This window comes from Devosia sp. MC1541, assembly GCF_012847305.1.
GTDB lineage: Bacteria > Pseudomonadota > Alphaproteobacteria > Rhizobiales > Devosiaceae > Devosia.
The window spans coordinates 1-15929 of the sequence record NZ_JABBDZ010000028.1; the positions used below are offsets into that span (position 1 = coordinate 1).

16 protein-coding genes are annotated in these 15929 nt (G+C 57.8%); 12 read left to right on the top strand and 4 right to left on the bottom strand.

Annotation, left to right across the window (positions count from 1 at the left end):
• Positions 1-382 (top strand): integrase core domain-containing protein (locus HKD40_RS17120; RefSeq protein WP_169196989.1); only part of this gene is annotated, 382 nt, incomplete at its 5' end.
• Positions 383-400: 18 nt separating this feature from the next.
• Here the strand turns inward: HKD40_RS17120 and HKD40_RS17125 are convergent.
• Positions 401-568 (bottom strand): hypothetical protein, encoded by a 168-nt coding sequence (locus tag HKD40_RS17125; RefSeq protein ID WP_169196990.1) that lies wholly within the window; start codon positions 566-568, stop codon positions 401-403.
• A gap of 1072 nt (positions 569-1640) precedes the next feature.
• On the bottom strand, positions 1641-2270 hold the full coding sequence (locus tag HKD40_RS17135; RefSeq protein ID WP_169196992.1) for a hypothetical protein: 630 nt from the start codon (positions 2268-2270) through the stop codon (positions 1641-1643).
• A 187-nt stretch (positions 2271-2457) separates the two neighbouring features.
• Between HKD40_RS17135 and HKD40_RS17140 the strand changes: the two genes are divergently transcribed.
• The 11 genes from HKD40_RS17140 (at position 2458) to HKD40_RS17190 (ending at position 14115) form a co-directional block, all read left to right on the top strand.
• Positions 2458-3255 carry a GNAT family N-acetyltransferase gene (locus HKD40_RS17140; RefSeq protein ID WP_169196993.1) on the top strand — a complete coding sequence of 266 codons (798 nt, stop codon included), beginning with the start codon at positions 2458-2460 and terminating at the stop codon, positions 3253-3255.
• A 156-nt stretch (positions 3256-3411) separates the two neighbouring features.
• A complete protein-coding gene (locus tag HKD40_RS17145; protein ID WP_169196994.1) occupies positions 3412-4497 on the top strand; it encodes a DegT/DnrJ/EryC1/StrS family aminotransferase in 1086 nt (361 codons plus the stop codon).
• A 4-nt stretch (positions 4498-4501) separates the two neighbouring features.
• On the top strand, positions 4502-5632 hold the full coding sequence (locus tag HKD40_RS17150; RefSeq protein ID WP_169196995.1) for an aminotransferase class V-fold PLP-dependent enzyme: 1131 nt from the start codon (positions 4502-4504) through the stop codon (positions 5630-5632).
• A 28-nt stretch (positions 5633-5660) separates the two neighbouring features.
• Complete coding sequence (locus tag HKD40_RS17155) at positions 5661-7052, top strand: oligosaccharide flippase family protein (RefSeq protein ID WP_169196996.1); 1392 nt, start codon at positions 5661-5663, stop codon at positions 7050-7052.
• A gap of 27 nt (positions 7053-7079) precedes the next feature.
• Positions 7080-8093 carry a polysaccharide biosynthesis protein gene (locus HKD40_RS17160; protein ID WP_169196997.1) on the top strand — a complete coding sequence of 338 codons (1014 nt, stop codon included), beginning with the start codon at positions 7080-7082 and terminating at the stop codon, positions 8091-8093.
• A complete protein-coding gene (locus HKD40_RS17165) occupies positions 8093-9277 on the top strand; it encodes a glycosyltransferase (protein WP_169196998.1) in 1185 nt (394 codons plus the stop codon). The genes HKD40_RS17160 and HKD40_RS17165 overlap by 1 nt, the downstream gene beginning before the upstream one ends.
• A complete protein-coding gene (locus tag HKD40_RS17170) occupies positions 9274-10305 on the top strand; it encodes an EpsG family protein (RefSeq protein WP_169196999.1) in 1032 nt (343 codons plus the stop codon). The genes HKD40_RS17165 and HKD40_RS17170 overlap by 4 nt, the downstream gene beginning before the upstream one ends.
• A 2-nt stretch (positions 10306-10307) precedes the next feature.
• Complete coding sequence (locus HKD40_RS17175; RefSeq protein ID WP_169197000.1) at positions 10308-11330, top strand: glycosyltransferase; 1023 nt, start codon at positions 10308-10310, stop codon at positions 11328-11330.
• A gap of 412 nt (positions 11331-11742) precedes the next feature.
• Entirely contained in the window at positions 11743-12657 is a 915-nt protein-coding gene (locus HKD40_RS17180; RefSeq protein ID WP_169197001.1) for a glycosyltransferase, read from the top strand.
• A 165-nt stretch (positions 12658-12822) separates the two neighbouring features.
• On the top strand, positions 12823-13881 hold the full coding sequence (locus HKD40_RS17185) for an O-antigen ligase family protein (protein ID WP_169197002.1): 1059 nt from the start codon (positions 12823-12825) through the stop codon (positions 13879-13881).
• A gap of 18 nt (positions 13882-13899) precedes the next feature.
• Entirely contained in the window at positions 13900-14115 is a 216-nt protein-coding gene (locus tag HKD40_RS17190) for a hypothetical protein (protein WP_169197003.1), read from the top strand.
• Positions 14116-14215: 100 nt separating this feature from the next.
• Here the strand turns inward: HKD40_RS17190 and HKD40_RS17195 are convergent, their stop codons facing one another.
• Together HKD40_RS17195 and HKD40_RS17200 are read right to left on the bottom strand one after the other, a co-directional pair.
• Entirely contained in the window at positions 14216-15439 is a 1224-nt protein-coding gene (locus HKD40_RS17195; protein WP_169197004.1) for a sugar transferase, read from the bottom strand.
• A 108-nt stretch (positions 15440-15547) separates the two neighbouring features.
• On the bottom strand, positions 15548-15929 hold a 382-nt coding region (locus HKD40_RS17200; protein ID WP_169196989.1), incomplete at its 5' end, for an integrase core domain-containing protein.

The following is a 15929-nucleotide window of genomic DNA, read 5'->3' on the forward strand; positions in this document are numbered from 1 at the left end:
CCTGTTCATCTTGCGCGGTGTGCCGGGCCATGTTCGTTCCGACAATGGCCCGGAGTTCATCGCCAAGGCGGTGCGGGAGTGGATCGTGGCCGTCGGCGCCAGGACCGCGTTCATCGAGCCAGGAAGCCCCTGGGAGAACGGTTATTGCGAGAGCTTCAACTCCAAGCTTCGCGACGAACTGCTCAATGGTGAGATCTTTTACAGCCTCGCCGAGGCCAAGGTCATCATCGAGGCATGGCGGTGCTACTATAATACCGAGCGGCCGCACTCATCGCTCGGATATAAACCCCCGGCACCGCAGGCCATTATCTGGCCTGCGCCACCACGCGGATCGGCACCCCCATCTGCACAGGCAATAGCCCCAAAGCCGATCATGCATTAAGACTGAAACCGGACCACCCTATGGGGTCAGGCCAGGATGGCTATCAGTATAGCGCTCGTCCAGCGCCATCTTGTACTGCACCATCGAGTCATATGACATGAAGCCTGGGGCGAAGCAGAACCAGATCACAGCCAGTACTATGATGGTCAGAGCAATGATCAGGGAAGTGGATACCTGATTTTTCATGGGGAATTTCAACTTCTAGCGGTAAATGGGCCAGTACCAAGGTGCTGACCGGAGCATGACGCTACTCACTCGTGCGCCCAGTATGCCGATGGCGATGAGTACCCCGATTAGGTACTGGATTTGAAAACGTTCGCCAAAGATAAAATAAGCTGCTGGCAGGCACCAGTACAAACGCGAGCGCCATAAGCGGGTAGACCCGGTCAAGCTCCACGCGCTGTAGCACCCGCCCCTAACATGTCAGGTCATAGAAACCGACTGCAGAAGTCAAGGTGCCAGTGTCTTCAATGAAATATGCTTCCGCTGCCCAGTAGTCCGGTGGAGTTAATTTCGAAGAGAATCCGCCCAACGGCTATGCCCAGGGCACAAACTATCGCGACGAGATAGATCAGTACCTTCCGGTTTGCTAACTTTGATGTGGAACGCGAAAACAGATTCATATCGATGAAAGGCAATGGCCACCAAGCTTCCTCCCTGACCGGAAAATAAGAACGAAGATTGCAATCAGGCTATTACATGCATTCACCTGCTTTCTGGCCAGAATGCAGTCATAGGTCAGGCCTTGGGCAAGGACGCTTTTCAGCGGCCCAAGATGGCGGCTCAGCCGTCATGCGGGCCCAGGACCAGTGGGGATCAGGATTGAAAGCGTTCCCTGATCTTTCAGAACGCGTCTCCATTCTTTGATGGCCCGGTGGGGTGGAAAAATGTGCTCGCGGGCATGCGTAGCCACCACGCGATCAAAACAAATAAAGATCACGAAAATTCAACGACCCATAAGGCCGAGTGCAGGGCACACGACAATAATTTTGGAGTTAGTCAAACGTATTGCCCAGATCGAAGTGAAACGCCCAATGCCACCAGATTGCAGCCGATCTTCGAGCGGCGGCGAGCTGCGCACCGGACATGAGCTGATGTAACCCGCCATGCTCTAGCCTTGAGCGAAACCGTCGTCTCGCTGCATTGCAGCTCGAACCTCCTTCTTGGTCGTGGCGGTACTCTGGAGTTTCATTTGGCACATAGCTGCCCTCGTCCATCAGGTCACTCTCAAGATGACTGGTCACTTGTGGGCCCACAACTATCGATCTGTACGCCACTTCCACCACTCGCCAACAAAGGTAATCGCGCCAGCTATGAGCAGAAAAAGACAGCCGCATGCCAGCACCGGAATCAGGATTGCCTGTGTGGGGGATCGCATGGAAACCGCAACAGGACCTACGTTCGTGACAATGAGCGGCACGAGGTCCGAATTGACGCCGTCGACGAAGGCTTTCGTACTGAGGTACTGTGGGAGAGCGTTCTCGTTGGTCGGCAGAAGACGCTCTAGTTCGCTTTCGCGCGCGCGCGCTTCAGAGATTATGGCGTCTGCCAACGTCGCCACCTCAGCGCTGACCCGATCAGCCCGCTGGCGATCAACTGTTCGAAAAACGACCGGATTGGCCGACGGAGCGGACACTAAGACGAGTTCGGAATCGCTCAGCCCGGCCGCCAGGATGTCAGCGACTTCCCCGGGCGGACGTCCAGGCGTGCCGCCGGAAAAGATCTGCAGCTTGATTTCATAGGCGGGGGCAGAGGCACGAGTGCTCATCTGCCATGCGACCGCCGCCCAAATGACCGCCGCCACCGCGCATGCCAGCATCAGCCAGCGGAACGACCAAAGCCACTCGGCCACATCAAAAATGGAAATTTCCGGTCGGTCGTCGGTCAACGGCGTTGCCTCGGTTGAACCCATGTGCGGCTACAGTAGCGCACAGGTGCAACGCTCGTCCAGCGGTTTAGCTGCAACGGCAGATTGGCTTTTGACCGACGCCAACTAGCCAGCCATTATCCGGAGAGGATATTTGTGAGTATAATTGCTGTCACTGGCATCCCATTGTGACGAAGGACCTTGCCGTTTGCTAAAAGTAGAAACGTCTGAGATTTGCCCGCATGACTTCGTCAGTGCTGCCTGGACGGAGTTTTTTGTCTCACGCAACCGTGGAGTATCCATCGAGACCAATCTTGGATGGCTGCGCAATATGACGGGTTTTTACACTGGCCTGCGGCGACACGGGCGACTGATTGCCGGTTTAGTTCTGCGCCACCTTCAGGACCCGATGAGCCTCAGGCAGGCAGGTGCCATCGGGCTCGTTTGGGTTGCCCCCCAAGAACGAGGACAAGGCTATTCCAGTATGTTGCTTGAGCCTACGATTGCGGAGGCGCGCCGCCGGGGTATGAATGACTTGCTGCTCTGGACGGGCAAGCCGGCCGTCTATGAGAAGGTGGGCTTCAAGGGAGCGGACAACGCCCTGCTTGGACCTGTAACGGCGCAGCATTTGGCGCCCGAACTTGGTAAGGAACTGTCACGTGAAGTCTGGCCAGGGCGGGGTTCCGCCCGTGGTCTGCCGGCCTTTGCGTCCTCGGGAGCCAGGTGGATCAGCGCCGGGGCAACGGCGACAACCCTCGAGACGGCCGCGGGGGCTGTTCTCGCCGAGTGGACTGGCAGCGACGCCGATGTCGCTCGTCTGCTTGATGCCTGTATGCCCCCGGTTTGGAGCCTGAATGCTTTGACCGGCGACACGCTGCCCGCCACCTTAGTCGCCTCAAGATGGCGCGTGGACCTTGCGCCGATCCAGTTGCGGATGGTTCTCCCGCTCGGCCCAGAGCGTCCGGAAGTTGACGCCTATAGGCTGCGTCTGCTCGACCGCATCTAAAGTCGGTTTCAGTGGCGGCGCGGAAACGCGCAACCTATGCGGCGGCGTGAGCGACGCATTTCTGCACTTCCGGCAACCATCACGGTAGTATAGATAGACATCATTTCCCTCCTCATCTTCCCATAGGCATTGCGCGGCTACAGCGCGAAGGAAATCATGATCCCACTGGTTAAAGTTGCGATGCCGCCACGCGAGGCGCTTATGCCCGCTTTGGAAGCCGTGCTCTACGGTGGCATGATCGCCGAGGGCGAACATGTCTATCGTTTCGAGAACGAATTTGCCCGCCATTTTGGCCTCAAGCATGCCGCCGCAACCAGCAGCGGCACCGGCGCACTGCATGTAGCCCTGCTGCTGGCGGGCGCGGCGCCTGGAACTGAAATCATTACCACCTCGATGACGGCGGAACCCACCAACACCACCATCCTGCAAACTGGCGCGACGCCGGTGTTTACCGATGTGGATCCGCTGACGGGAAACCTCGATCCGGCTGACGTCGTCGCGCGGATCACGACCCGGACGCGCGCCATCTGCGTGGTGCATTATGCAGGTTATCCGGCAGAAATCGATGCGCTACGCCAGATCGCTGAGCAGCATGATATCGGCCTGATCGAGGACTGCGCCCATGCGCTGGGAGCGCAATGGCAGAACCGTCCGGTGGGTAGTTTCGGCGATTTCGCCATCCATTCGTTCCAGGCGATCAAGCACATGACCACGGTCGATGGTGGCATGCTGACGCTGGCCGACGGTGACCTGCTGCCGCTGGCCCGCAAACTGCGCTGGTTCGGCATGGCAAAAGGCGTTCCACGCACCGAGGTCGACATCACCACGCCCGGTTACAAGTACAATATGACCAATGTGGCAGCGGTGATCGGCCTGCAACAATTGGCCGGGATTGATGCGCTGATCAAATCCCACATTGCGAATGGTCGGGCCTACGATCAGGCGCTTGCGACTGTTAGCGGGGTTGCCCCCGCGGTGGTTCCTGCGAAAAGTGCGCCGAGCTACTGGCTTTACACCCTGCTGGCCGACGATTCTGACGACGTCATCCGGCGCTTGGCCGAGATCGACGTCATGGCCTCTAAGCTGCATCGGCCGAACCATTATCACAGCGTGTTTCGGCCCTTTGCCGGTGACCTGCCGGGGCTCGACACGTTCTACCGTCGCTTGGTTCACATCCCTTGTGGCTCGTGGGTTAGCGTCGCTGATCGCGAGCGGATCATCGACGCTATCGCAAAAGGCTAAGATTATGGCACCCCATTCGTCTATCCAGCCATTTTATGGCGCCTTGCCCGCCGAAGCGCAGGCGGCGGCCGGCGCTGTCATGGCGTCGGGCCAGATCGCTGCGGGGCCGTTGGTGCAGGATTTCGAGGCGGTGGTCGGTGCCATGGTTGGCCGCGAGCCGGCCCATGTCGTTGCCATCAGTGACATGACGACGGCTTTGGTAATGGCGCTGCACTTGGCCGGCGTGCGGCCGGGCGACGACGTCATGACGTTGGCCTTTTCTTGCATGTCATCGAATTCGGCGGCGGCGCGGGTGGGGGCTAATGTCATCTGGGTTGACCTCGACCCCGAAACCGCAACCATGTCGCTGGACGATCTGACTCGGGCGCTGACCCCGCATACGCGGGCGTTGATGGTCTATCATGTCGCCGGCTATCTCGCGCCGATCGAGCAAATCGCTGAGTTTTGCCGAGCGCATGACATTGTGCTTATCGAAGATTGCAACGCCGCACTCGGCGCCCAGGATGCTCATCGGCGTCCGGCGGGCAGCACCGGTGATTTTGCCGTCTGCTCGTTCTACCCCAACCGGCTGGTCAACGCTCTCGAGGGCGCCGTTTTGGTCTGCCCTGATGGCGCCGTGGCGGCACGAGCCCGCCGGCTGCGGCGCTATGGGGTCAACAGCAAAACCTTCCGCGATACCCGTGGCGAGATCGATCCTGCCTCCGACGTTTCCGAAATTGGCTGGGCTGGTAGTCTCAGTCAATTGCATGCCGCCGTCGGGCTGGCGACAGCCACCACCGCCCCCGCGCGGCTGACGCAGGTTCGCCGCATCGCCGACCGGCTGCACGAGGCCGCCGCTGGCGCTACGAGCTTTCGCCCCGTCCGTCCGCTGGCAGGAGCTCTGCCCTCCTACTGGGTCTTTCTGCTGCTGGCCCAGGATCGTGACGGGCTGCGACAGCATCTGCTGGACAAGGGAATCCGCACCACGCAGCTGCATCAGCGCAATGATGTCTATAGTGGCTTTCGGGCGGTCCAGCGTGATCTGCCCGGAACCAGCCGCATGATGGAGCAGGTGCTGGCCTTGCCCTGCGGCTGGTGGGTCGGGGAGGATGAACTCGATCGCATGACTGGCGCCCTTTCATCGGCTTCACGCTGACGGGCCTGGCACGTCCGGCGGGCACGGTATGACGAGTTCCCCAGCAACACCGATACGTGGCCCGCGCTCCCGCCTGTGGCGGCTTGTCGATCTCGGCATGATGTATTTCAGCAAGTCCGGCGCTGTTGTCGTCAATCTGCTGATTTTGCCGCAGCTGCAGCGCCTGATGAGCCCGGAAGAATTTGGGCTGGTTGCCCTGTTTCTGACGGTGCAGGCGTTGCTGCTGGTCTTTGACCTGGGACTGAGCCTTATTGTCGGACGCGATGTGGCGATCGCCGAGACCGCCAGTGGTCGGGCGCTGCGCACCTGGCGCACGGCTGAACTGGCGCTTTCTGCAGCTTATATCCCATTTTTGCTGGGGGCATTGGTCCTGGCTGCGCTCAACCTGTTGCCATTCAACCTGGGCAGCACCGCGCTGGCCATGCTGACGTTCTTGCTGCTGACCCTGCAAAACATAGGATATTCTGCCCTGATCGCCCGGCGCGATTTCGCGGTGGCCGCCGGCATTCTGGTCACCGGCACCATGCTGCGCGGCATCTTGTCATTTGTCGCCCTGCTTGTCATTGCGCCGCGGCTGGAGGTCTTCCTGGCGGTCCAAGCTGGCTGTTCACTGCTGCAGTATGTCGTCACCAGGTTTCGCTGCGGATACGTGCTGGAGCGCGGGATTTCCTCCAGGGCAATCAGACCGCCTGGCCTTCCCGCCGTCACCGCTCTGCTCTGGCGCGCCCGTTCACTGGCCGTGTTCGGCATTGCCGGTGCGCTGGTTTTGCAGGGCGACAAACTGATCATTTCAGCGTTCAGTAGCCCCTTGGCGATGGCGCCCTTTTATCTGGCGACGACGCTCTGTCTAGTTCCCATCTCGAGTCTGGCAGGCCCTGTCGCCAGCTATTTCCAACCGGCAGCCTTGCGGGCCATCGCCTCCCGATCGGAGGCCGAAGCTGTACAGCAACTGCGCCGCATGCTGTGCGCGCTCACCCTGGTCACAATTCTTCCCACTGCAATTCTCTGGTTGCTGCGCGGTCCGATCATCGAATTGTGGCTTGTCGGCTCGCCCAATGCGACTTTGGTCGCTGGCTATACTGCTATCCTGCTGCCCGGCGTCTGTATCGGCGCCTTCGGCTTCATCCCCTACATTGCGCTACTTGGTCGGGGGGACTACGGCTTTCAGGCTCGGATGTCGGGAACCACGACCGTTCTGACCTTGGCAATGACCGCACTCATGGCGTATCAGGGCAATATTGCGGCGATTTGCTGGGTCTATGCAGTTTATCACGCCAGTTCCACAATACTGTCCTGGTTGCGCTGGTATTATCTCGATCGTCAGGATGGCTACCGTATCGCGGGGCAAATCGGGACATTGGCGACAGTAATTATCGCCTGCGCGGCGGTGGTGATCGGTATTGCTGCGGTCTTATTTTGAGCCAACAAGGAAGAAGGCATATTGGTCATGCTGAAAGATAAAGTCCTGATGATTACAGGCGGGACAGGCTCATTCGGGAATACGGTCTTGAACCGGTTTCTGAACAGTGATGTTCGGGAAATCCTCATCTTCAGCCGCGACGAGAAGAAGCAAGAGGATATGCGCGTCGAGCTGCGCAATCCAAAAGTGCGCTTTCATATCGGCGACGTCCGCAATTTCGATTCACTCAGTGAAGCCATGCGTGGCGTCGATTTTGTCTTTCACGCGGCGGCCCTGAAACAGGTGCCGTCCTGCGAATTCTTCCCGATGGAAGCGGTGAAGACAAACATCGAGGGCACCGAGAACATGCTGCGGGCCGCGATCGACAACAAGGTCGGCAAGGTCGTTCTGCTCAGCACCGACAAAGCGGTCTACCCCATCAATGCCATGGGCATTTCCAAGGCCATGGCCGAAAAGCTGCTGATCGCCCGCGCCCGCACCCTGCCGGCCGATGGTACCGTCCTGTGCGCCACCCGCTATGGCAACGTCATGGCGTCGCGTGGCTCGGTCATTCCGCTCTTCATTTCGCGCATCAAAGCCGGTGAGCCGATCGGGATCACCGACCCGAATATGACGCGCTTTATGATGTCGCTGGAGGAATCGGTCGATTTGGTGCTGCACGCGTTCGAAAACGGCCAGCAGGGCGACATTTTTGTGCAGAAGGCCCCGGCCTGCACGGTTGGCGATTTGGCGGCAGCCCTCAAGAAGCTATTTCGCAGCGATGTGCCCACGCAGGTCATTGGCACGCGGCATGGCGAGAAGCTCCATGAAACGCTGGTCGCCCGCGACGAAATGGTCAAAGCTGACGACATGGGGCGCTACTGGCGTGTTCCGGCCGACAACCGCAGCCTCAACTACGAGGCCTACATCACTGAAGGCCAACCGCAGGCGAACTACGTTGATGACTACACCTCGGGGAACACCCAGCGCCTGTCGATCGACGAAACGATCGACCTGCTGATGACGCTGCCCTATGTCCGGCAGGAACTGGAACGCCACTGATGCCTCTGCTCTCGATCATCATCCCCACGCATGAGCGGGCGCAATATGCCGTTCAGACCGTCCGCGCATTGCTGCATGGTCTGCCGGACACTGCCGAGATTGTGGTTTCGGACACCAGCGCCGAAGATCAAATCTCTCATGCCTTGGGGGACGATCGCCAAAACCCCCGGCTGACCTTCGTGCGGCCGGGGCGGAGCATGAATGTGGTCGAGCATTTCAATTTCGCCCTTGGCCATGCCACGGGGGACTATCTGTGCTTTATCGGTGATGACGATTTCGTGCTGCCGGACTTGGTCGATATTGCGGCCTGGGCCAAAGAGCGTTCAGTCGATGCGGTCAAGATGACCTTCCCCGTGCAGTATTACTGGCCCGATTTCCAGCATAAAACCCGCGGGGAATACTACAGCGGAAGCCTGCACATCTCGGTGTTTTCGGGCCAGGTCAGGCGGGTCGATGCGGCCAGGGCCATGCGGACCGCCGCGCAGCAACTTGGCACCGGCGTCGGAGAGATGCCGCGCGCCTATGCCGGGGTGGTCTCGAACGCCTTGATACAACGGGCCGTGGCGCGTCATGGCGCCCTGTTCGGTGGCGTTAGCCCCGACATTTATTCGGCCGCGCTGATCTCTTCTGAAGCCAAGCTCGTTTACCAGATTGACTATCCCGCCATCGTGCCGGGCGCCTCCCAGGCCAGCACTGCCGGTCAGAGCGCCTCGGGCGGCCATGTCGGCAAGTTGCGCGAGAATGCCCATATCGGTGCGTTCCGCGACCTGGTCTGGGACGACTTGATCCCCGAGTTCTACTCAGTGCCAACTGTCTGGTCCTATTCACTGATGCGGGCCGCGCCCGCCGTTCCCGAACTGTCTCGCTACGCTGGGTATGGCCGTCTCTATGTGAAATGTCTGCTCTGGCACCGCAGCTATCGGGCCGAAACCTTGGTCGCAATCCGGCATTACCAGCAGAAATTCGGCACAGCGAAGCTCGTCGGCGCCATGGCAACGGGCCTTATTCATGAGGCTGGATGGATTGGCGCCAAACTGTGGCAGCGGGCTGGGTTGCGGCTCCGGCCTTCCCGCAGCACAATCATAGGGGACCTGCCGGACAGCGCGGCGGGGATCGGGGCATCGGTTGAATACACCAGCGGCGAAGCCCGCCAGAAGCTGGCGGCTGCGCTGGAGATCGGATGATTTATTATTACGGCGCATTCGCCTGGTACTTACTGGTTCTGGTCCAGGGCGGGCATACCCAGTCGCTCCGGGTCGTCCTGCCAGCGATGATGCTGCCGATGATCTTGCTGGCCTGCTTTCGGGGCATGATTGGAACCGATACCGCCTTCTACATCGATCTGTTCGACATCATTGGTGGCAGCAGCCAGGTTCAGTTTCTGTTCGAGCCGCTCTTCAGCGTGATTGTCTATGTCATGATGAGGATTTTTGGCGACGCCCACACGGTGTTGCTGGTTATTGCCGGGGCAGCAACGTTGCTCATGTTGTCTGGCGCGATCAAGCTCGAACAACAACCCGTATTGTTTTCCACTCTCGTGGCGTCCTATTTATATCTGGATCTCACGATGAACGCGGCGCGGATGGGTCTTGCAACGGGCTTTTCCATCTGGTCGATCGTGTTCCTCGTCCGAGGAAACCGGCTGCTGTTCATTGTGCTGGCAGCTATTGCATCGCAGATTCATATCTCCAGCGTCCTGCTAACAGCCGGAACGTGGTTTCTGCTCGAAGCCAGGGTGCGCACGTCGCTCGTGATTGCGGTCCTTGCGGCGGTCGCTTATTTTTTCCTGTATGATTATATCAATAATAAGTTTCTCGCGTATTCTGAAATTCAGATTGAATCTGAAACTGCCGGGCTAGCCCCGTTTTTGCTTGCCTGTATTGCCTTGACTGCAGTTGCTTTGGATAAAAAGTTTCGAAGAGAGAACTTGTTTCAAATTATATTTCTATTCACACTTGTATTCTTTTTTTTGCTGCTGATTCAATTCACCTACGCGGGGATTCGATTTCAGATCAACACGATCTTGCTGATCTATCTCTACGTAGCGGCCGCGACTAAACGGAGCGGCAGTCCACTGGAGCCGAAAACATTCTGGCCACTGGCCCTGTTCGCACTGCTGGCCTGTGTGTTTCGGTTGCGCAATTTCTCGGCCATTGCTAACGCGGCCATCACCTCGCCCTTCGCGCCCTTTCATTTTTTCTGGGAGGTTTAGGGTTGCTCTCTTCTCGCATATCCCAGAAGCCGGTGTTCTCGTTTATTGTTCCGGTTTACAATACATCGGCGCTGCTGCCCAAATGCGTCGAGAGCATTCTAGCGCAAACTGCCTTTTCCATCGAAATTATTCTGGTGGATGACGGATCCACGGACGCATCCTATGCCGTGTGCCGGGAATACTCCGAGAAATATCCCTTTGTCACGGCGCTGACGAAGAAAAATGAGGGCCAAGGCGTCGCGCGAAATGTTGGCGTGGCAACAGCACGCGGCGAGTTCGTCTGCTTCGTTGACAGCGACGACTGGATCGATCCGCTATATTGCCAGACGGTACACGTGGCATTCGCTGATCCCGTCGTCGAATTCGTCAATTTTGGCTGCGCGTTCAAGTCCGACTCAGGGCAGGAGGTCCATCGTTTGGGACCGCAGGCTACGACGGAAATGACCGGTAAGAGCATTTTTCTCAATGCATTGGTGGTGAACGAGATACTGAGTTCGCCCTGTACCAAAGCGTTCCGACGCAAATTCCTTATCGAAAATGGCCTGAGCTTTCCGGCCCTGCGGGCGAACGAGGATATCTTTTTTGCCTGCCTGGTTGCCCGGGCGGCGCGGAAGACCGTGCTTATTCCCGACATCCTCTACAACATATTTTTGCGACCGGGCAGTACCTCCCGAGCCATGAGCCTTACCAACTTCCTTGAGACCGAGAAAATGGTTGCGCTCGAGCGTACGGCCTTTGCTTTGGAGCTGAGCGACCCCGTAACGGCAAAGCATTTTGACGCTCATGTGGTTCGCATTTTTACCTATTTGCTGTTCCTTGGAGCAGCGAGGCTTCGGACTACAGATGAGTTGAAGCAGGCGTTCGTTTGCGCCGACCGCTGTGGCTTGGCTCAATTAGTTGATGCCAAAGAGGTTCTCGCTCTACTGCCAATCAAAAACCGAATAATGGCAATGGCCACACGATGGCGCAGTGCGCTCAGGCCGATGGCGCGCCTGCTCCATCTGGTCGGAGTCCTTAAATATTGAAGTTGATGTGCACGTGCCTTACTGCGTGGCTAGGCTGGTACCAGCGGAGCCTTCCTGCGCAGGGTTGTGGTACTCATTGCTTATTCAGGTAGGCGGAGTTTGTCGCGCCGGGCCAATTCTGCAATTGCTCAACGATCAGCGCTCCGGTGCGCCTAGTGGTGGTGACAGCTTCAAACGGTTGGTAGTCAGCTCATATCAAGCCATCGCCTAATTGCCTCAATTAGTAACGCGTTGGCTCAGGGTGCCTGGCTCAGTTTGCACGGCAACAAAATATGGCGTGGCCCGTTTGACAGTGGCGGCCAGTGTATGCCGGCTTGACCCACTAGCATAGCTCTACTAGACCGCTGCAAAAGCAGCCGGGCCGCCGTAGTAAGCGGCCACGACGAACCACCCGACAATGCCCGGAGCATGCATGCCCAAAGATCCCGCTGTCGCTGTTTTACTGGCAACCCATAACGGAAGTGAATGGGTTGAGGAACAAGTCGACAGCATACTTGGATCAGCCGGGGTTCGGGTTCATATATTTGTCAGTGATGATGCATCGACAGACCGCACGCTCGAAATTTTGAACGACAAATACTCCGGCCATATCACTGTCCTTCCACAACGCCATTTTGGCTCGGCTGGAAAGAATTTCTTACGACTGCTAGAAGATGCCGGCTGGGATGAATTTGACTATGTATCGTTCTGTGATCAGGACGATATCTGGAAGCCAGAAAAATTGGCAAAAGCTGTTGCGGTATTGTCGGGCGGGAAGTATGCCGCATATTCTTCTGATGTAATGGCTTTCTTCCCGGACGGACGAACCAAATATATCAGAAAATCTAAGCCGCAGCGCAAGTTCGACCATCTGTTTGAATCAGCCGGACCCGGAAATACATTCGTATTTCCGCAAAGTTCCGCTGTGTATATTAGGCAATTTATCAAGAGCCTGCCTCATGGTGCCCTGAATAATATTCGCATGCATGACTGGTTTATATATTGCCTGATGCGGAGTACGGGGCAGGCCTGGTTTATCGACGAGTATGCGTCACTTCTGTATCGGCAGCATGCCAGCAATGTACTGGGGGCGTCGATTGGATTGGGCGCGCTCTATCGCAGGTTTCCAGTTTTTTCCGATGGTTGGTATATGACCCAGCTTATGGCGATGCAAAAAAATTTGCGGTTGGAGCATCCGGCGTTAGATTTCCTTCGGAGGCCAAGCTGGGGTGCCCTTCTGAAATTGCTCCCGGAAACAAGGGAGTTGAGAAGGAGGCCGCACGAAGCCTTTCTCCTGTGGATTGGTTTTTTAGCGATCCTCCTCGGACCTAAGCGGGGAGCCAGCTAAGGGCCGGTTCCTGTTTGAGACAGGATGCAAGGAGTTGCCGCAGTCGATCTGAGTGTGAGCTACCGGCGCGGCGCGCCTTACCCCGCGACACCACTCGCCTGACGCGTCAGCTTGTGTCACCATCCGGCATGCGTTAGGCGTTCGGGCATTCCCTGGAGTCATCTCTTGCCGGTTAATTTCGCCAGTGTCTTACTGTGTATTGCCCTCGTCGCGACGATAATTCCTCCCGGCTACCCGGCCTATATCGGCGCTTACACCGCATTGGCTGCGGCGCTGCTGGCCCTGGTTTTCTATGCCCGGCGCCACCGCAGCGGGTTTTTGCACCCGACCTCGCTGGCGATCATTGGCGCCATAGCCCTGGTCGCCATCACGGTGCCCTTCGTCTATCGCGGCGCGCACGATCTGCTCGCCCCCATCCTGATCCTGCCGATGCTGTCGACGGTGGCGCTCGGCCTGTTGGCTGGTCCGGCCCGCTGGGCGCCGGGGCCGTCCATTTTTGCCCTGATCTGCTTGTTGGCAGCGGCCATCGCGCTGGTCGGCGGCGCCTACGAACATTTTGCCTTTGACGTCTATCGGCCGGGACTGGGCAATAACCCCATCCATTATGGCTCGCTTGCGGCCATGGCGGGCGGGCTGGCGCTGGTCGGCGTGGTGGGGAGCAACTCCCCCTGGCGCTATGGTTTCCTGCTCGGCCCGGTGTTCGGGCTGGGGGCGACCATCTTGTCGGACTCGCGAGGGCCGATGGTCGGCGCTGCGGCCATTGCCGCTGTTGGTATGCTGACGCTGCTGCTGTGGCTGTGGCGCGAGAAGCTGTTCCGCTTCTCGGTGTTGGCGGCGCTGGCGATTGGCGTCGGCGGCGCGGTGGCTCTGATCGGCAATGGCAGCAGCAACATGCGCATTGTTGGCCTGTTCGACAGCGCATTGAACATCTTCCGCTTCACCGGCGGGACCGATGATATCCGTGCCGCGCTGTATGCGTCGGCGCTCGACGTGTTGCAAAGCTCGTCCTGGGTCGGGGTGGGGCTAGGACAGGTCATGGACGCGGCCCAGCGGCTGTTTCCCGAGCAGGCCGAAACCTTCACCCTCGATAATCTGCATGCCGATTGGGCCAATTTTGCCACCATGGCCGGCGGCTTGGGGCTGCTGGCTTGGTTGCTTTTGCTGGCGGCGCCGTTGCTGCTGCTGATCGACGCTCGCGTGCGGCAGTCAATTTTGAGTAATTAAATCTGGATTCTTGTGACGTTGCCCCAATTTCTATCCAGCCTGAAGATGTCCCGCTCGTTGGAAATGCTGGACTGCACGCTGCGTCGAGCAGGCCAGATTGACGGGATCACTGTCATCGCCGAACTGCTGGCTGAGGAACTCACCCTGCGTGAAAATCGCAGGATCAAAGCCGCACTACTCCTGGCCCGGCCGCCGGTGATCAAGATGACTGCCGGGTTCGACTACTTCTTCTAGCCTTCAATCGGCGAAAGGCGGACGAATTCAGTCGGTTACCGTCAGATCAAACTATACACTAACAATACAATATGGACCGTTAGCAGGCCAAGTTTTCCCGCTATTTTGCGCCTGTTCCAAACAGTACAGTTTTCACGGTCTTGGCGAGAATAACCAGGTCCGTGTCGATTGAAAGTCGCTTAATGTAAAAGAGGTCTTGCGACAGCTTGATCAGTTCATCGTCTATGTCGGAGACGTGGCCAGAGTTCACCTGCGCCCATCCGGTGATCCCTGGTGGCACAACGCACCTATATGCATATTTTGGCTCCATCTTGATGATCTTCTTGGCCAGATATTCCGCCGAGGGCCGAGGGCCGATCAGGCTCATGTCACCGATCAAGATATTAAAGCATTGCGGGATTTCGTCGATGCGCAGCTTGCGCAGGGCACCGCATCCCGGAATGATTCGAGGGTCCCCAGTGGAGGTGGTGCCACCCGACGTGCCCTGGAACATAGTTCTGAACTTATACATGCGAAACGGTCGATTGCCGTAGCCACGCCTAATCTGGACGAACAATACCGGGCCGGGATCCCGAACAAAAATGTATGTCGCGGTTAGAGCCGAGATCAAGATGAGGAAAGGCGAAAAAACGAGCACAAAGGCGAGATCCAGATACCGCTTCACTCTCGCATACAGCAATTGGCTGGGCGTATAGACGATGTGAAACAGCTCAAATTTCTCTGTGTTGACACTGCCTATGACGCGTTCGAGAAAACTCTCGTAGCTCAGTATATCAACCCCCAGAACATGCATGCGCGAGATGAACTCAGCCCCCTCAGCGGTCTTGTAGGAATGTTCGTCGATCAACAAAACGTCGAAGTTGATCTCAGTAGGCGAGCTTTCTAACTCCTGGGGAGTCAGAAGCTTGGCACCCGGAATGCGGGCCATAACATCGGTCGCGCCGTCAAACGGCATGATCCGCACCTTCTCCCCGCTCAACGTATGAAAACGATAATTGGCGGCGCAGGCCAGAAACAGCCCAATCCCCCCGCAGATCAAGAGTGCCTGATAGCTGATCGGAGTTCGGCTCGCCGATATCACAGCGACCATGGCGCAAAACAGGGCACCAAACACCACGAGGGCTGAAATGATCGGTGAGTCATGCCGGCGGAATGCAGCTAGTACCATGGCATTAATGATAACGGGTGCGCCCAGAGCAACGACGGCAATGAAGAATGACTCGGCTGAAATAAGGTTAAACGGGTACACCGACAGCAAATAGGCGAGGACCTGTAGAAGGATTGAAGCCAGTGACAACCAGAAAAATGCTCGCAAATGCGTCAAATATCTGTGCGGCCTGGTGTGCCCACCAAGAGACGTGACAAAAGACAAGTCCCTGGGAGGCCGTTGCTTAGATGTGGCCTGACCCCATAGGGTGGTCCGGTTTCAGTCTTAATGCATGATCGGCTTTGGGGCTATTGCCTGTGCAGATGGGGGTGCCGATCCGCGTGGTGGCGCAGGCCAGATAATGGCCTGCGGTGCCGGGGGTTTATATCCGAGCGATGAGTGCGGCCGCTCGGTATTATAGTAGCACCGCCATGCCTCGATGATGACCTTGGCCTCGGCGAGGCTGTAAAAGATCTCACCATTGAGCAGTTCGTCGCGAAGCTTGGAGTTGAAGCTCTCGCAATAACCGTTCTCCCAGGGGCTTCCTGGCTCGATGAACGCGGTCCTGGCGCCGACGGCCACGATCCACTCCCGCACCGCCTTGGCGATGAACTCCGGGCCATTGTCGGAACGAACATGGCCCGGCACACCGCGCAAGATGAACAGG